The 18,032-nt window shown below is 41.5% G+C and carries 10 protein-coding genes and 2 pseudogenes; 6 read left to right on the forward strand and 6 right to left on the reverse strand.

The window, feature by feature from the left end:
• Positions 1-71 precede the first annotated feature (71 nt).
• From HG267_RS13375 to HG267_RS13395, 5 genes are all read left to right on the forward strand, one after another.
• Complete coding sequence (locus HG267_RS13375; RefSeq protein WP_052335130.1) at positions 72-806, forward strand: Rha family transcriptional regulator; 735 nt, start codon at positions 72-74, stop codon at positions 804-806.
• Positions 793-1,383 (forward strand): alpha-ketoglutarate-dependent dioxygenase AlkB family protein, encoded by a 591-nt coding sequence (locus tag HG267_RS13380; RefSeq protein ID WP_263420052.1) that lies wholly within the window; start codon positions 793-795, stop codon positions 1,381-1,383. The genes HG267_RS13375 and HG267_RS13380 overlap by 14 nt, the downstream gene beginning before the upstream one ends.
• The gene (locus tag HG267_RS13385; RefSeq protein WP_081583955.1) at positions 1,380-2,354 is read left to right on the forward strand and encodes a hypothetical protein; all 975 of its coding nucleotides are present in this window, start codon (positions 1,380-1,382) and stop codon (positions 2,352-2,354) included. Before HG267_RS13380 ends, HG267_RS13385 begins: the two co-directional genes overlap by 4 nt.
• Before the next feature lie 292 nt (positions 2,355-2,646).
• Complete coding sequence (locus tag HG267_RS13390) at positions 2,647-3,666, forward strand: CBASS cGAMP-activated phospholipase (RefSeq protein WP_045869400.1); 1,020 nt, start codon at positions 2,647-2,649, stop codon at positions 3,664-3,666.
• A gap of 4 nt (positions 3,667-3,670) precedes the next feature.
• Positions 3,671-5,023 (forward strand): CBASS cGAMP synthase, encoded by a 1,353-nt coding sequence (locus HG267_RS13395; RefSeq protein WP_045869401.1) that lies wholly within the window; start codon positions 3,671-3,673, stop codon positions 5,021-5,023.
• Between the two features lie 82 nt (positions 5,024-5,105).
• Here HG267_RS13395 and HG267_RS13400 read toward each other — a convergent pair whose 3' ends face one another.
• The 3 genes and pseudogenes from HG267_RS13400 to HG267_RS13410 form a co-directional block, all read right to left on the reverse strand.
• The gene (locus HG267_RS13400) at positions 5,106-5,618 is read right to left on the reverse strand and encodes a DUF5662 family protein (protein WP_052335131.1); all 513 of its coding nucleotides are present in this window, start codon (positions 5,616-5,618) and stop codon (positions 5,106-5,108) included.
• Positions 5,619-6,035: 417 nt separating this feature from the next.
• A pseudogene (locus tag HG267_RS13405) lies at positions 6,036-6,593 on the reverse strand (GGDEF domain-containing protein); the annotation flags it as partial.
• Between the two features lie 213 nt (positions 6,594-6,806).
• Positions 6,807-7,298, reverse strand: coding sequence for a hypothetical protein (locus HG267_RS13410; RefSeq protein WP_369792172.1), 492 nt, complete (start codon positions 7,296-7,298; stop codon positions 6,807-6,809).
• Positions 7,299-7,504: 206 nt separating this feature from the next.
• Here HG267_RS13410 and HG267_RS13415 point away from each other — a divergent pair, with 206 nt between their 5' ends.
• Positions 7,505-8,530 (forward strand): diguanylate cyclase domain-containing protein, encoded by a 1,026-nt coding sequence (locus HG267_RS13415; protein WP_045869402.1) that lies wholly within the window; start codon positions 7,505-7,507, stop codon positions 8,528-8,530.
• Positions 8,531-8,721: 191 nt separating this feature from the next.
• Here the strand turns inward: HG267_RS13415 and HG267_RS13420 are convergent, their stop codons facing one another.
• From HG267_RS13420 to HG267_RS13430, 3 genes and pseudogenes are all read right to left on the reverse strand, one after another.
• Positions 8,722-12,972, reverse strand: a complete 4,251-nt coding sequence (locus HG267_RS13420; protein WP_411863273.1) for a helicase-related protein — start codon at positions 12,970-12,972, stop codon at positions 8,722-8,724.
• 51 nt (positions 12,973-13,023) lie between these two features.
• A pseudogene (locus HG267_RS13425) lies at positions 13,024-14,068 on the reverse strand (DEAD/DEAH box helicase); the annotation flags it as partial.
• Positions 14,069-14,141: 73 nt separating this feature from the next.
• On the reverse strand, positions 14,142-17,975 hold the full coding sequence (locus HG267_RS13430; protein ID WP_263420054.1) for an Eco57I restriction-modification methylase domain-containing protein: 3,834 nt from the start codon (positions 17,973-17,975) through the stop codon (positions 14,142-14,144).
• Positions 17,976-18,032: the final 57 nt, after the last annotated feature.

Genomic DNA, 18,032 nt, shown 5'->3' on the forward strand with positions numbered 1-18,032 from the left:
AAATTAACAAATTTAGATAGCGGTATCAGTGCAATGCCGCTCCCAAGTAATGCTTTAAAACTGGAGGAGATATGTCCAGTCTCAATGTTATTCAACATGAAGGTGTATTAGTTGTTGATTCGCGGTTAATAGCTCAAGAGTTAGGTATCCAGCATAAAAACTTTTTGGCAACGTTAACTAAGTATATTGAGGAGATAGAAGAGGACTGGGGACAGGTCGCGTTTGAAACGGAGACTGTCACAAATTCAGTTGGGGCAAGCAATTCCGTAAAATATGCTCTACTGACTGAACCCCAAGCAACTTTGTTAATGACCTACAGTCGTAACACCGAACAGGTTAGGCAGTGCAAGCGGCATTTGGTCAAAGCATTTGAAAAAGCAAAGCTAGCGTTATCAAACGCAGTCGAGTTGCGGGTTGTCGAATTAGAGCAAAAAATAGCAGCCCAAGGTAAAGCGATCGCTAACCTCCAATCCCAAATTCAAAACCTTCTGCCACCATCTGCTGACTTCATACCCCCAGGCTGGAATGAAGAAGTATGGCGAAAGCTTCCCCCACAGGACAAACGCCATTTCCGCTACATCTTCCGCCGTCGTAACTTCCGTCCTTCCCAGCAAGGGACAAATGAGCAACTGGCATTACCTCCTGTGACTACTGAGCAATTGAAGCAACGACAACGGGCGGAATTTGAGCAGCTCGTCGGTGAGTCATCAGCCCAGGAGAAAGAAAAGTTAGAAGCAGCGAAACAAGAAGCATTGAAACAACTATGGTTAAAAGGAGAACAAGATGATACAGATGTCCCTTTTTAATGAACCCACAAGAGTTTTACCAGTCACTTATTATCCAGAGTTCCTTAGCAAACAAGAAGCGAACGAACTATATCAGCACTGCCTTGGACTGCAATGGCAGCAGAATCAAATCAAAATGGTGGGTAAAACTTTACTTGTGCCCCGGCTAGAATGCATTTATGGTGACAAAGGTTGTGAGTATTTGTATTCCAAGAGCGTGCTACTGAAACCCCTGCCTTGGACAGAAGTTCTGGGCCAGTTGAGGGACAGAATTACTTCACTGACTGGCTACAAATTCAACATAGTTATCGGCAATCAATACAGGAGCGGCCAGGATTCTATTGGCTGGCACGCAGATAATGAATCGTCGATGGGTGTTAATCCAGCCATCGCATCTGTAAGTTTAGGAGCGGAGCGGAAGTTTCAGATAAAGCTCATCGGGGGCAAGCCGACTGATTTTTGGCTGGAACATGGGAGTTTGCTGATCATGCACCCTGGTTGTCAGTCCACACATCTACATCAAGTTCCCAAAACCAAGAAATTGGTTGGCACAAGAATTAATCTAACTTTTCGTCCGCATGTAGGAGGTAGAAGATGAGTGCTGTTGTCTCTACCGAAAAAGCATCTGTGCTGGTGATATTGCGGCGGGAATATCTGGATATTACTGGTAACTTCTGTGCGGCCAAGCTGATTGAGTATTTCCGACATTGGACAAAGTGGAAGCTCAAAAATCACCGCACTCCTTGGGTTTACCAGCCACTCAAGAGAATTTACGCTGACCTAATGGGTGAACATAGTCTTCATGTCATTAGGAGTGCGATCGCTCGCCTTGAGGAAATGGGTATTATTGAAAAACAGAAAAATCCTGGTAACGGTCAGGATCGAACATGGCAGTATAAATTACACTTTGATGTACTGAATCGTCTATTGGAACCTGGCAAGTGCAAAACTGAACCTTCAGAATTCAATGCAGAACAACACCATAGATCAGATCCTGAAACTTCTAAACCACAACAAAACACTGCTGTTGGGGAAGTAAAGGATGAAGGAGTAGAAGAAAGCGAATATGAGCCAGTTCGCCAAGCACCAGAACCAGAACAACCCCAGATTACTCGCTTTGTTGATGAAATTGAACAAGATAACTCAACGGGGGAGATAGACCCTCATGAGGACGAGTTTTCCGAGGCAGAAGTCAAAGTCGGTTCAAGTACGTATAAGCCTAGCAAACACGAGATTGCTGAGGTTTGCACAGAGTTACGGCGACTCCGGATTAACCCAGAGCCGTGTTTGGGAGTGGTGAAGAAATATTGGGCGAATGTCGCCGGAGCGATCGCACGAGTGAAGGAAGGAATTCACGAGGGATGGTGTGATAATCCGACTGGCTTATTTATCAACAGCTGCAAGAGTGGGGCTAAGGGCAAGAATGTGGTGACATCGGATGTGAGTGCTTGGTTTGAGTGGGTGAGGAAGCAGAGGATTGCACTTGCAATGTCTGGAGGGTTCGTGTATACGCTGGATGGGGAGGCAGTGGAAGTAGGCGAAATGATGCGGCGCTATCCCTTGAGCTAAAAGAGAAGCAGTAACCCAAAGCTCTCAACTATTGGCATATTTTAGAACTCTTTCCTATTCCCAACGCCAAGCAGTATCTACCGTTATTTTTTAGCCATTGGTAAATTTGATGAATTCTGTTCACTGATAAATTCATATTGGGCATCAGTCAAATTACTGGGGTATGCTTTACTCATGTTACTCTCTCGGTGCTGTGTTCTTTCTATTCACACCTTACACTGAGATAGCTTTTTTACATCCTCTAAGAAAACGTAGTCTCAAATAGTAGCACATTCATTTTTAGGTTTTACCGATGGAGCACGCAAATAATTTTCAAATTCTCTCCTTAAGCGGAGGAGGATATCTTGGTCTTTACCAAGTTGTAGTGTTATGTGAGTTGGAAGAAAGAATTGGCAAGCCCATAGCACAATGCTTTGACCTTTTAGCAGGGACTTCAATTGGTGGCATTGTGGCACTAAGTTTAGCGTTAGAAGTTCCCGCTACGACAATATTACATGCATTTGAAAAGCATGGGCAGAGTATATTTTCCGCAAGGCCTGTACCACGTTCAACATTTGGTAAAATGATTGACCTTGGACGTGCGCTTTTCAACCCTAAGTATAAGCATGACGGGTTACGGAATGCGTTACATGAGTTCATTGATCCTGCGACACTCATAGGCGATCTCAAACACCCAATTGTTGTCCCTACTATCAATTTGACCAAGGGAAGACCTCAAGTGTTCAAAACACCCCATCACGAGCGATTTGAACGAGATCACCGCATTAGGGTTCATGATGTAGCTTTAGCCACATCAGCAGCACCCACATTTTTTCCTTTAGCACAGGTTGGAGATGAACTGTTCACTGACGGCGGACTCTGTGCTAATATGCCTGATGCCGTAGCACTTCACGAAGCAGAGTACTTCTTTAAAGTGCCTACAACGCAGGTGTCTATTTTGAGTATTGGAACTACTACTTCACAATTTTCTTTCTCTCATAGTACTGGTCGAAATTTAGGAATCCTAGATTGGTTTTACGACACACGACTAATGTCTGTCATCCTCTCCTCGCAACAGAAATTGACAGAATTTATGCTCACCCACAAATTAGGTGATCGCTATTTCCGGATTGACTCAGCTCAATCAAAAGCCCAGGAAGGTGATCTAGGACTTGACGTTGCAACTTCTGCGGCTCAATCCACTATTAAAGGTTTAGCAAGTGCTGCGTTGCGAGAATCAATTTCAAGTCCAGTACTCCGCAGAATGCTCCAGCACACACCACCTACTCCTTATTTTTATTACGGATCTCATCGAAACTCAAATAATTTATAATTTTATGGGAATTACCGCATCATTGTTTTATAATTCTTCGACAGAGAAGCAAACACTTCATAGACGTATTACTCCTAGCAATGAACAAAAAGAAGCACAAAAACAACGATGGAATGAACTTGCAGATTATTTGAAAGCTGAATTAAAAATAATAAGTGGCTACTCAATTTACTCGTGGCTACAAGGATCTTATAAATTTAAGACTCAGTTACGTCCACTTTTTAATGGCGATGAGTTTGATATTGATTTAGGAATATATTTTCAATGGCAAGGTGAACCTCATGATGGTGAGTTTTCTCCCTTGCAATTAAAGAAAATGGTGCAAGAATGTATGGAGGCTTATAGGCAACATCAAAATGATATTAAAAAAGTAGCGTCTCCTAAAATGCGGTGTAATCGGATTCACTATGAAGGCGACTTTCATATTGATGTACCCACGTATCATTTAGATAATTCACGCGATGCAAGGGCGTTAGCGACTGAAGAAGATGAGTGGGAAGAAAGTGATCCAAAAGCAATTTATGTATGGTTTAAACAACAATTTCCAGATGAGGATATTCGTCATAATGTACGCCGTCTCATTCGTTATTTAAAAGCATGGGGGATTCTTAACCTGAAAGAAGGAGAAGGAAAACCTTCTGCAATTTTATTAACTGTCTTAGTTACAGAATCTTATGAGTTACTCAGTGAAGAAGAACGATCAAGTGATGATAATGCACTGACTGGAATTCTTAGGTTAATATTAGCTCGACTTACACAAGATTCAACGGTGTATAATCCAGTCAATCACGCAGAAATTATGTCCGATCGTCTTGGGAAAAATGGCATCACTGCGTTAAAGAAGCATATAGAACAATTCGCTACTCTTGCTCAACAGGCTCTGAATGCGAAGACAGAAGTTGAAGCGGCTGACATATGGAGCACAGTATACAAACATTTCTTCCCATTACCAGAAGCCAGAGAAGAAATCGTGAAGTTTTCAGAGTCACGGCAAGATTCATTGCTCCGTCAAGTATTTACGCCTACAATTTTTGTCACCGCAGAACGCAAAAAACCTTTATCACAACGAACTAACAACTGGAGTGGTATCGATTCTATTGGGCCAATTCCAAAAAATTGCTCTATTACCTTTAAATTGGTAAATACTAGTTCCCTTCCACCTTATGTAACGGTTGAATGGACAGTAAGAAATGAAGGAGCTGAAGCTGAAATAGAAAATGATTTAGGACATCCTGCAGGAAGAGGACATTCTGCTACAGAAAATTCAGCCTATAAAGGAGTTCACTACATGGATTGTGTCTTGCGTCAGTACGGGCGAATCATCGGCGTGAAAAGAGTTAAAGTAGTGATAAATTAGTGCTACTTATTTAAGTCTTATCGATCAGAAGAAACGTCACGAATCTGGTCTTGAAAAGACAAGAGAATGCTCTCATATAAATTTAGATGTCAGCTTGTGTATGCAAACCTTCAAACATATCTTCCATTAAGGGGATGGTGTTATTCAGAATTGCAACAAGTTGTGGTGAAAGCCCAAAACGTTCTACACTAATCTCGATGCTCTTATGAATATCTCCATCATCATGGCGTTTACTGGCAGCGTACCAATCACAAAGTAACTCCATCAGGTCAATAAGGTTCATGCCCTCAATTCCGTTTTTAAAGAACTCTGGGTGGTGTCTATTTACGGAGTAGTGGTGTTTTAGAGCTGATTTTATCTCTCTAAGATTTTCTTGGTATTCCAAGCTTCCATAAGTGAGTCCTTTTAGCTTATGAGTAACTTCAGTAAACGCTTCCACTTCAGGTGAGCGAAGCTTACTTTGGTCGTGCGTGAATTGCCGTTTCATAAGCTCTACCTGCATTTTGGCTAAGAGCTTTTGCACTAGAAAAATATGCTGCCAGGTTTCGGCGTTAGTGCTTTTTTCCTCTAAAGTTAGTTCTCTATCGATATCCATACTTATTTACTTAGATAATGATATTACTCCATATTAGAAGCTGTTTGAAAAGTTGTCTGCACATAAGGTGTTCCAGCAGTAAGAGATGAGTTGGACATCAAAGCAGCTACCCACTCATAAGAGGTTAGAGTGATTGCACTTTTATTCATTTTGAGTATTTTAGCTGATTGACAAAATCCGCTTTTTTCTAAACTCTCACGAGTGGTGGTAAGCTAAATATTGGGGGGTCAAAGCCTCAAGTTCACTTCGCAAGCTCCTTTGAGAATTCTACTCAGTGACAGTAATTCAAAAAACGCTGAAAGTCTCTCAGGTCAACAGTTAGCTACAATTATTCATTAAGCATTGGTTTGCCTGTCCACCCTCTTCCCAATTTTGAATTTTGAATTGATATGTCCCCCTTATCCCCCCAATCAAGCGTCACGAAGAAGCAGCTTTGAGATAGGAGACATCGGATAAGTCCCAGCCAATCACTTTATTTCTTCCAGTAGCTTTAGCTTCTAGTAGACATTGATCGGCACGATCCAATAGGCTGGTACCTTGCTCATCATCATTGTTTTGCAGGCAGGCAGTACCTAAACTAATGGTGACATTAATAGCCTGATGATTATTAATCACAAATGGTTGTTCGTTAACTATGCGATTCAGACGGCGTGCGACAATTAATGCTTCTTCACCAGTAGTATTAGCTAAAAGAACCACAAATTCATCACCACCATACACGAATGGAGTATCCTGAAAGCGCAGATTGTGCTTCAGACGGATAGACAGCAACTGCAATGTACTGCCACCATATACATGACCATGTGTATCAATAACTTTTTTAAAGTCATCTATATCTAAAATAATTAAACTCAAAAGAAGCCCATGTTCACGGGCTCTTTGAATTTGTCTGGGTAAGTCCCATTCCAAAGCACGGCGATTATTGAGTTCTGTCAAAGCATCAGCTAAAGCGATCGCTGATAGTAAATCATTAGACTTGTCCGTAAATTTATAACCCAGTCTGTACAAGGCTTTCAAAGATTGCTTATATGTCTTCGCTCAACGTAGCAATAAGGGTTTGAGATAGTTGATGATAGTTTAGAGACAAAAAATAGGATTTTCTAATTTTGAGCTTACACATGATTTATTATGCTATGGAATCAGCACAAGCTATATATGGTAAATATTAGGATTAGCAAAAATCAAACTTTATATCCTATCTTTTCGGGAATTTAATTTTCGGACGGGTCTATTTGTCCGCATTAAATCGCGATATTTTTTCGCTTTCCGCAAACCAACTGTTAATTGTGCCATTATCAGACGATGATTAGCAGTTAATTCTGCTAACGTATAGTCTGTTTTTCCTTCAGGTAGTTGCCAAATATAAGCGTCTGCTCCTTGTTTTAATGCCGAGGAAGTCATCTCCAATTCCCACTCCCGGCCATACTTATCTCTATCCGTTATTTGCTGAGAACGATCTTCCAAAAGAATACAGTATATCCAAGATAACTTCGCTTGGTCTTTCAACCAGCTACACAGTTCCATACTGCCATCTACGCTAGCCTGCACAACTATAATGTCGGGCGGCGTTATTTGAATATGCGAAACTGCCTGATCGAGATCGCCAATAACTTCTACACTAAAAGCGCTTGCATAACGTATCTGAATCTGGAAGTGTGGAGATAAATTTATGACTCCCAAAGACCAGAATGGAAATATTCATTACTGCTGATCTGGCTTATATCTTTATCAATCATAAAACAAAAGGCAGTAATTTTACTACCGAAGTGACCGGGATCTGTGAGGAAGGAACTCCAGGAGGAAACAACTTATAAGTAAAATATACTACTGTGCTTACGCACAATTCTTACGCCGCGCATATCGGGTTTTTCTGCGAAACGCAACTTATGTCAGGTATAAGTCCATTTTCTCTTTCTAAGCAACCGCCACTGATTTTGGTAGCCTCTGATGACAAGACCATGCGAGTGCTGTTGCGTAAAGCTATGGAACAAGAAGGCTATCGAGTGGTTGAGGTCAATGATGGTCAGCAATGTTTACATGCTTACGATACTATCAAACCGGATATAGTCTTGTTAGATGCGGTAATGCCTGTGATGGATGGCTTTACATGCTGTAAGCAACTGCTTAAAATTGCTAGAAATAACTTGATGGCAGCCCTTGCAAGTTTTGATACTGATTCTGCTTTAGGTAATACTGTCATCTCTAAATTATGGGAACGAACTCCCATATTGATGATGACATCCTTGGATGATGAAGAGTCTGTCAACCATGCCTTTGAAGTTGGTGCAATGGATTATATAACCAAACCAATTCATTGGGCAGTTTTGCGCCAGCGTTTGCGGCGGTTGTTACAACAGGCACAAGTGTATAAACAGTTAGAAGCGGCAAACCAGGCGTTACAACATATGGCCAACGTTGATAGCTTAACAGGGTTAGCTAATCGTCGCCGCTTTGATGATTACCTGAATACGCAATGGATTAATTTAGCACAAGAGGAATTACCTCTGTCCTTAATTATGTGTGATGTAGACTTCTTTAAACCTTACGTTGATCAATATGGCCATTCTGAGACAGGTACGTGCTTGTCCAGACTCGGTCAAGTCATAGCCCATACAGCACAGAAAAATCAAGATTTAGCAGCCCGGATTAGTGAGGGTGATGAATTTGCTGTCATTATGCCTAATACCCATGCTGTGAGTGCAGTTCATGTTGCGGCGGCGATGCAAGCGGGAGTCAGAAATTTAAAAATTGTTCATTCCAAGTCAAAGGTTAGTGAGTATGTCACCCTGAGTATTGGTGTGGCGACTATGGTTCCGACATGGGAATCTTCACCCTCAGATTTGATGCTGAAAGCAGATAAGGCACTTTACCAAGCAAAGGCAGAGGGGCGCGATCGAATTATACTAAAATAATTTTGCTATTTTCATAAAAGTTGTAAACATGAGGTAGATTATGAATTGCTATCAACATTTTTACAGAGAGTTGCTATCAGTAACTATCCCAAACTCTTATTCTGACGTTGGATTTGCTTAACAGTCAACGCTGTCCAAAACCAAGCTCAGAGAGTGTTGCAAATTTACGGACGAGTCTAATTAAATTTAGATTACAGAGTCCCCAAAATTTCTAACTTCGCGCCCCAATCTTCATCATGGCGTAAAGTTAATACAGTGTAATCAGTGTTATACCTGAGATTATCGCGCTCAATTTGGTCTTGTCTGCGTTTATCAGGGCTATCATGAACTGAACCATCACAAAAAAGTGCGATCGCCTCCTGCTCATACACAAAATCTGGCTTACAGTTGGCTTCTGGAATCAACTTTTGGCCAGCATCAGGTAATTTATACCCGCGTTGATAAATCTCCTGTAACACCACGCGCTCAAAATCAGAGTTGGGGTCTGTTTGTTGCAGCAGTTTTTGATATTGCTGATCACGAGAAAGTCCTTTGGTTTGAGTAATAACGCTACTCTCCAGTAGTAGGTCAAGCCAGGGTTTAATTAGATGACGGTTTATCAGCGCATGGTCGAATTGGTTGCGGTAGGAAAGCAAACATTCATAACAAGCTTGAATACAACTTTCTTTTGGTTGCGTGAAATGACAAATATCTAAAGCCGCATCAGCAATTTTTTTAAATGCTTCTGGTTTTTCTAAAAGTTGAGATAATACGCCTGCGCCACCTTCAGCAGCTTCCCAGAAAAGCAGATATTTACCTGCACCTAGCCGTTCTGAATCAAGTTCATCAGCTTCTAATTTGTAGACGGCTTGGATTGCTGTTTCTAAAACATATTGCAGGGTAGTAATAAAAGCTTCTCTGTTATCAGCAGGAATATTTAAGGGTTCAACCACCAAGATATTACAAGTATCATCGACCATTAAATTAACTTCAGCGTGCAGGCTGTCAGGGGTTTGTTGAGCCTGTGGGTTTTTATTGTCCCCCCATACACCCGTTGTCGGATTAAGCTTAAATCCTCGGTCTTCTCTATTCTTCTTCAGTCCGCGATTAATTCGCCAGATGGTAGCAGTGGCTCCATAGGTTAACTTGAATAGTGGCGTAGCATCAGCAGCTTGGACGATCGCGGATTCTCGTTTTTGATTGGCGTAGCGGAAATGGGTTGTAATGTTGTAGCCGTACTTGAGCCGTTCTTCTTCGTCGCAGGTAATACGTTCTCGACGGCGAGCGATCGCAGTTTCCATTGGTAGCACACGAGTCAATTTAGCTACATTGTTATGAACATCAGGTTTAATTTCTAAACCACAGTTTTCGCAGGTATCACGAAAATCACCGTCGTGATAATAGCCACAATTAGCACAAACGCTCACCCGCTTATACTCGCCTTCAATACCACCAACAGGAACTTTAGTTTTGGCTACCATAAATTTACTGCCTTCATAGTAAAGAATATTACTAGGAGCAAATTCTCGTAATGCCATTGAGCGCGGGCGAGAAATGAATTCACCACCTTCACCAGCGGGAATAAATGCCCGGACTGGTAGACGGGGGAAGTTGAATCCTGGTAAAAATCCCTCGGCGGCAAAGTAGCGATAGGGATAAAATTCAAACTGGGAATTACTCTTGCCTTGGGTGTGTCCTACGAGGAGGTCAATTTGTCGTTGCGCTTCTCGTGACTGTGCTTCGGCGTTACTGCGTTCTTCCTGGGTGACATCACCTCTAGCAGAACGGTCAATGGTGCGGCGGGCAGATTCTAATTGTTTGACTGATTCTGTGTACAATTCTCGCCAACGCTTACAGGCGCGGTCAAAAGCATTCAGGGCGTTGTCAATAGTTAGCTGTAGCCAATTAACAGAATACCAGGAAGCTTTTTGCAAATCCTCTTGGCAGAAAAAGTCTGAGAAAATGGACTGAGTAGCTTGCAGACATTGGGCTAATTTGGCAGGGCTGAGGGTAAGTTGTTGGCGAATACTGTCTTTGAGGGGATAACCTTCTAGTTCCAAATCTAAGAGTTTATTCATGGAGTCTTCCAAGTAAACCCCAGTGTGTGCTAGCCAAATTGAATACACATGAGATTTAATTAAATCTTGGTTGGCTAGTTCTAGTTTTGGTGGAGCAACTACCCCAGCTACCATTTGATTTTGGCGTTTGAAAAAGTATTGGTCGTGACCGCTACCAATGGAAGCATAGGTAATTACTAAGGCTTCCTGCCCACTTCTACCAGCGCGACCACTGCGTTGAGCATAATTGGCGGGACTGGGGGGAACGTTCCGTAGATGGACAACGCTGAGGTCGGAAATGTCGATGCCTAATTCCATTGTCGGAGAACAGAACAATGCTGCTAATTGTCCTTGGCGGAATTTTTCTTCTCGTTCTTGACGGTCTTTATTGCTTACTTGTCCTGTATGTTCTCGCCCTTCCATTGTTTGGATTTGTAGGGCGTTGGTTTGGTAGAATCCTTGGAAGAATTGGTTAACAGATATACTTGTTTGATCGTTACCTTGCAAGCGACGCGATGTTAAAGGGTCGGTGGGAATTTCCTTGAGGTTGCTTGCTTTCCACAGTAGAGAACTAATTTGTAGCTGTACCTCAGATTTTTGTTGCACTAAATAGCCAGCGTCACATAAAGCACTAACTAAAGTGGTGATTAAGCTGTTAAATTCCGTATCTGTTAAAGGTTGGCTACGAAGTGACCAGGTATTAGGCGATCGCAAAAACCTTCCGATTTTACTTCTAGTGGTAAGCTTGACTTTGGCTCTCTCGCTACCACTGCTAATGGTTGCCCAAGTTGCTAAATGCAGATATTCGTTCTCGTCAAATACCCAAGGTTCTTTAATTATTTGAATAACTTCGCTTCTAAGTGAGTCTTTTTGGTCTGGTTGCAACAGTTTGGCATCAATGGCTAATTCTCGCCGCAGATGGTTGAGGAGTGCTTGTGTAATTACGAAACGTTGTTGGGGAGTGGCTTGTAGTAGCAGGGGATGGCGGTGTTTTTGCCAAAGGTTGTTGTCAGCACAGTCTTCTTGCAATCCGTCATACTCAATTACTAACAGTCCGCACTGTTCGAGGTTGGGTTGGACGATGCGCCATCCCCGACGCAAGTCTTCGTAAAGGCGGTATTCAATCAGTTTGCGAAATGCTTCTTCATTGCGCCGCTTACCACCACTAAATTCTGCTGGTTGCTTGGCGTAGTCGTTTTGAGTAATTCCCATGTACTGGATGACTACACTAGCTAATTCGCTGTGGGTAAGTTGTTGTTTAGCTTGAATTGCGCCTAAAAGTGCAGCCCGTAAAAAACTGGTTTGCACAAAATCATTGAAATGTCCGGCTTGTAAAGACGCATCTTGACGGTTATCGGTAAAGCTGAGAATTTTGGCAGCTTTGGCTTTTTCCCCTGTAAAGGCTTGCTTGAGGCGGCTGGTGGTAGAAAGGCAAAGCAAGGTAGTGGCGGTACTGCGTCCTTCACTGCTGAGGCGAGAGAGTTTGGTAAATTCGTTGCGCTTCTTGTCATGGAGTACGCCGCAGTTGAGACAGGTAAGAAAGGGTTTGGGAATAAACCAACAAGTGGTTCCTTGTAACAGAGAGGATGTAACTTTACCATTGGCTAGGACTTGCAGCTTACGAGGAATAAACGGCGCAAAGTCTTTTTTAGCAACCCGTCCTTTCTTTTTGGTTTCACTGAACCAAGAGTCAGGAAGTCTATCTTCATCGCCTGTATCCCATAGTCCTGGTTCATCTAGGGTAAGATAACCTTCCGTGATATCTGCATCGTCAGGACTGATATCTAATGCTGTGGGCAACTGGGGTAGGATGATGTGCTTATCGGCATCGTAGCGCACGACATAGTAATCCTGTCCGCATTCTCGGCAAAAAACCAGGGGATAAAGCAGGCGGTTATCGGTGGTTGTATATTGTCCTTCTAGGGTGAAATGGCGTTTGTCTCGATTTTCAATTGTGGCGTAAACGCTTCCCCCTTGGGAAATGAACTGATGCAGGCGAAATGCCAGTCCTTTGGTTTTGCTTCCCCAGAGGAACATCTGTTTGAGAACTGTTAAACAAGTTTCCTCTGGAAGCTGGGTTTGTTCGGCAAGTTTGGTTGCACCTGTTTCTAAACTAATGGGTTGACGGCGGACGAGATGCCCTTCTCTTGCTTCTAAACCGAAGTTCATCTCTATCCAATAGCTTAGGGGATGATTTTGAAATTCTGTTGGTGTCTGTTCTAAATCGCTTGGTAAGCCTGCCAAAATTGCTTGACGCAGTTGTTCAATGGTAGGTTCAGCACGTTGGATAGAACGTTCTAGAGTCTCATCAATGACGTTGCTGGGTTTGATTTCTACACCAAATAACTTACTAGCCACATCTGCTACTACCTGACGGCGTTGTTGACGAGAACCTTCCGTTGACATGGTGGCGCTGGTGCCAATGCAGAGTAATTCGTCATTACTTTTGCTGCGTTGCCGGAGTTTACGAATTAAGATGGCAACATCTGCGCCTTGTCGCCCTCGATAGGTATGTAATTCATCCAGTACCAAGAATTTTAAATTTGCAGATTCGACCAGTTTATTTTCGTGAGTGCGTGAGAGCATTAACTCTAACATCACGTAGTTGGTCAGCAAAATATGGGGTGGGTTGTTTTGAATTTCGGTTTTCCTGGTTAAACTTTCTTGTCCGGTGTATTGTTCGACGCGAATGTGAGTATTGGGAACTTGGCGTAAAAATTTGTCGAGTTCTTCTTTTTTGGGAGTTAATTAAGGCATTCATGGGATAAACCAATATTGCCCTGACTCCGGAAATTTCGGGATGACGCAGTAAATCATCAAAAATAGGCACGACGTAAGTCATGCTTTTACCGGAACCTGTGCCTGTAGTGACAACGTAGGGTTCTTGGCGTTGTGCGGTTTCAAATGCTTGCTTTTGGTGGTAATGGAAAGTAAAAGGTGTACCGTCTTTTTTGCAGAAGTAGTTTTCGCTGTCTGGATGGAGGGTTTGCTGTTGTACTAATTCTTTGACTGTTGCACCTTTTTTATAGCTGGGATTGAGTTGTACTAGGGGATCTGTCCAGAGTTGTCCTTTGTCTAATTCTGCGTCTACAAATTCTTTGACTTTGGAGTCGCGGATTTTGAGGAAGCTTTCTATATAGCGGCGGTAGTCGCCAATTACTTCGTTGCGGAAGTTGAAAATATCGAGTTCATTCGTATTAGATAATTCGGCATTTGTAATTGAGGACTGGGGTTGAGTGTGTCCTAAGCGTTGATTAATCCATTCTTGAAGTTGGTGATTGAAAATTGAATTAACAGTAGATAAGTTGAGAATTTCTGAAAATTCTTGGAATTCCCAATCTTCAGGAATGCTGGAAAATAAAAGCGCTAGTTGTTCGGAAGTGACTGTTACCACTCCTGTACAATCTAGCAATGCTATTTTTTGGCTAAAAAATGTGCTAGCTGCTACAATTGCGCTTTCATTCTGTTGCAATAAATCCTGAAGTTTAATTGGGAGCTTCATCGGTTTTATAGTGGTTAATATATATAATTAATGCTTAAATAACTAAGCTATATGGACAATATAAAATTCGAGTTTATTTAAACATTTTGTCCCAAGCATCTAGGACTAATCTTTGTGTACGGTATTCGCCAAATTGCTTAATTTCGTTATTCTTTAAAACGCGGAAGGTTTCGCTGGGGAAGTCTTCGCCGTAGACATCAGCAGGGTCGAGAATATATCGAAGTTCATCACGGGTGAGTCCGTAGAGTTTGGCGTAATATGCGTCTAATTCTGCTCTTAATAATGCGCGTCTGTTGGGGTTCCAAGTGAAGGGTTCACCGTCATATCCCATATCTTTGGCGAAGGGTTGCATATCCCAAGCTGTGTAAACTAATTCGAGTACACGGGGGGTGATGAATTCGATATCCTCTTGAGTGTAGTATTTAGGTAATAAAATTGGTAACTGCCTAATATCAGAATTATTGATTGAGAAGCAATCCCTTTGTCGCAAGATATAGTCTAAAACCAAACTGTTAAGGTTTGATAATAGCAATAACCATTGTTGTGCTTTATAAGAATTTATTAGAATTACTCCATTTTCATTAATACAATGCGTTGGGACTATAGAAGCAATCATTGTTCTTTCATCTGTAGAACGAGCAATTCTCCGATATGCTAATATCCAATTATCTTTATCTTTACTTAGCCTCCGCATAAGTTCATTTTGTTTTACCTTATAGCGAGGATTAGTTTTAAAATTAGTATTTATATGTTCTTGATCAGTAACCTCATTAAATTCCTTATTGCTAAAATTATATAAAGAATAACGGTGATCGAATTGGTGAAACATTCGCGGCTCATATAGCTCTACATATTCGTCATTGTCAACTATTTCACTAACAAATAGAGAATTATCATTACTACTGTGAAATATGCCTTGAAGCATTTCGCAATGCCATTCAGAGAAGTAAGATATGCGTTTGTAAATATTTACAGTTAACTTTTTATCATAAGATGACCGAAAAGCTAACATAGTACTTGTTTCAGGATTAAATAGTGAAATCTCATACGGTTCAAGAGTGAAACTACGACGTTCATCTGTTAAGTCTCCAATACGTGTTGCAAAAAAGGAAAATACTGCTTGTTTAACTCCTACGTTATTCATGGTAAGCAAACAAAATTTGTAGCTTCTATGTACAGAGGGGAAAATACCTACACGATTTTCTAAATCTAATAGTGAAACTAATGTATTAGTTAACGACAATTCTTTAAAGAAATTTTTAGTCGTACTATCAGTTACGATACCAGTTGGTACAATGACTCCAACTCTGCCAAGAGGAGAAATCAACTTTCTTGTAATCTCAGCAAACACAGCATAAGTATTGATATCTCCTACCGCAGTCAACGGGAATTTTCCCGACTCTCTAATAAACTTACCTTGCGCTTCAGCATCATGCTTTGCTTCTTCAAAAGCTTGCGCTAACACAGGATTTTTCTTAGGTAATTCCTTAATTAACTTCTCCCTTGCTGCCTTATTGACAGCGTTAGCAATTTCCGCACTGTGAGAAGCAAAAAATTCTTTTTCTTGTAACTTTATCTTTTCCCAAGGTGGATTTCCTAACACACTATCAAATCCACCTTGCTCAAAAACTTCAGGAAACTCTAAAGGCCAGTGAAAGAAATGCTTATCTTCCGCTAATTTATTTGCTGCATCTACTATTCTTTTAGTTGGTAAATTACCACGTAAAAGCTGAGTTAACGCTTCTGTTGTTGGTAACAGTTGCAAATTCTGTTCAGTCAACGGCGTAAAAAATGCCGCAGTCCATAAATTACAAGCAGAATAATCCCGCCACCATCCCGACTCTTTACGAGTTTGCTGATATCGTGCTTGCTTTTCTCTCACTTGTTGCGGTGTGACTTCAGCAATATGTCCCAACTCCCGCACACTTTCTGCATAGTGTGTCCGTTCAGGTTCTAAATTCTCATCTATTGATAATTGTCCTTTATTTTCCTGCTCTTTCTTATTACGCTTTTTAAGCTGTGTCGCTAACTTCTTATCATCCCCAGTCACAGCTTTATACGCTTCATCAGGTATTCCTTCTTTCAAACAATTAATATCCAACACTCCCACTAGGGAATTACCACATTTAATTCTGTGATCTAAAAAGGTAAGGGGTAACTTACCAGGAAAGCCTTCAATCCATAACGCCACCTTGCACAAATCCACAGCTAACGGGTTTAAATCCACCCCATAAATGCAATTTTGAATAACATCTCTAATCGCTAATTTTAAAGGTTCACTTCCCGGTTCTACTTCGCCAGTACGAACTTTGGCTAATTCTTTCCCAATACATCTTGCTGCTGCTAAAAGAAAATGTCCCGAACCGCAAGCCGGATCGCAAACTTTTAAATCCAAAAGTGCTTTTTCTAATTCTTGATTATTTTCTGAATTGCGAAGTTTATCTTTTGTACTGCGAAGTTTTTCTTCAATTACTGGTACAAGTGCAGTTTTGATGAGTTGTTGTACAAGTTGTGGCGGGGTATAGTAAGAACCAGTAATTTTCCTTTCACTACCAAAAACCAAAGCAAATTCATATCTCCCCTGACTATGTATTACCTGGGGATGAAAATCTAACAAACTCTCATAAACGCTTCCTAATTCTTCGACATCTAAATATTCATAATTCACCCGCCGTAGTTGTACCTTGTCTTGATACAGCGATAACTGGCGAATTGCTAAAAGTAAATCATAATTATCAATTGCACAATCATCTAAAGCTGACAGAGTATTAGAACCAAATAAATCGCCATTCAGAGGAGACAAACCTAGTACTTCCCCGCGCCAGTTTTCATCAAATAGTAAAAAAGTTACCCGCAAACCCTGCCATAAATCTTGAAAACCTTCCCGCCGCCAATGAGGACGTTCAGCTAACTCTCGCAGTCGCTCAATGCTGTAATATTCTCGGTAGATTCTTGCTTTTTCTACATCATCCCCAATTAATAATAAATTGCGAGATTCTGCCACCATTAAAAACAGTAAGCGATAAATTAGCCGCAACAATTGGCGGTAAAATTCGTAACTTGTAATTTCTGTTTCGTAATGGGGGATAATTCCTAACTTTTGGCGCAGGTGTTCGTTTTGCGGATGTTGAATAAAGCCGTTACCTAGCTGAACTAAAGCTTTTTCAACCCCATCACGAAGTTTGTCGCGTACTCGTCCACCTTGTTGCAGTGCTTCTTGATGGTAATATTCCAGCAAACACTTATCTGCATCATCCACAGCTTCAGGCAAGCGGGAACGGTGGAACAGCCTATAAAATAAGCCAAACTCAGCAAAGTTTTCACCGTTGAGAATTTGCTCTAAGTCAAATTCGATATAAGTAAGACGAGTCATCAACGAAGAATCACGTAGCAACCGCCAACGAAAACCATTAGTTGCGATCGCCCACAAATGCTCTGTCTTGTTAAGATACTCCTGCACCAGTGCGTGTGCTGATAGCCTGGGTGTGCCACTGGGCGGACGTTTATCAACTTCTAGCCGACAACCAATAATGTGGATAGGTGGTTTATTTTCTCCCTCTTCCGCACGATGGGAAATCGCATAGGTTTGTCCTTCCACCACTTCGGCTGTTGCAGTATATACAGGGTCATAGCCTAGACTCTGTAGTAATGGCACTGCCCAAAGTTCACGAGTAATACTTGTAGCGGTGTTATTCTCATCTAATCTAGCCAATGCCCGTTGAAATGCTGCCCAATATGCTTTAGCATCGCCCCAAGCTGTAGCAATTTCATCTGCTAATTTATCAGTTTTATTAAAACCAAAATCCTCTGGCGATTGTCCTTTGATACTGCCTTCTAGCATTTGGGCAGTCATATCTGGAGCCAGTAAATTTCCTTCAATTTGAAGCGCAGTTAATGTAGTTTTCATATATAGAGAATTAAGAATAAAAATTACGTTTGCTTTGGCGCTAAAGCTCTACTACGA

Source organism: Tolypothrix sp. PCC 7601 (genome assembly GCF_025677855.1).
GTDB classification, from domain to species: Bacteria; Cyanobacteriota; Cyanobacteriia; order Cyanobacteriales; family Nostocaceae; genus Aulosira; species Aulosira diplosiphon.

Excerpts from the sequence above, each read along its gene's own strand:
- HG267_RS13430 (WP_263420054.1), bottom strand. The coding sequence starts at position 17,975 with ATGAAAACTACATTAACTGCGCTTCAAATTGAAGGAAATTTACTGGCT.
- HG267_RS13395 (WP_045869401.1), top strand. The coding sequence starts at position 3,671 with ATGGGAATTACCGCATCATTGTTTTATAATTCTTCGACAGAGAAGCAA.
- HG267_RS13375 (WP_052335130.1), top strand. The coding sequence starts at position 72 with ATGTCCAGTCTCAATGTTATTCAACATGAAGGTGTATTAGTTGTTGAT.
- HG267_RS13390 (WP_045869400.1), top strand. The coding sequence starts at position 2,647 with ATGGAGCACGCAAATAATTTTCAAATTCTCTCCTTAAGCGGAGGAGGA.
- HG267_RS13400 (WP_052335131.1), bottom strand. The coding sequence starts at position 5,618 with ATGGATATCGATAGAGAACTAACTTTAGAGGAAAAAAGCACTAACGCC.
- HG267_RS13380 (WP_263420052.1), top strand. The coding sequence starts at position 793 with ATGTCCCTTTTTAATGAACCCACAAGAGTTTTACCAGTCACTTATTAT.
- HG267_RS13420 (WP_411863273.1), bottom strand. The coding sequence starts at position 12,972 with ATGTCAACGGAAGGTTCTCGTCAACAACGCCGTCAGGTAGTAGCAGAT.
- HG267_RS13385 (WP_081583955.1), top strand. The coding sequence starts at position 1,380 with ATGAGTGCTGTTGTCTCTACCGAAAAAGCATCTGTGCTGGTGATATTG.
- HG267_RS13415 (WP_045869402.1), top strand. The coding sequence starts at position 7,505 with ATGTCAGGTATAAGTCCATTTTCTCTTTCTAAGCAACCGCCACTGATT.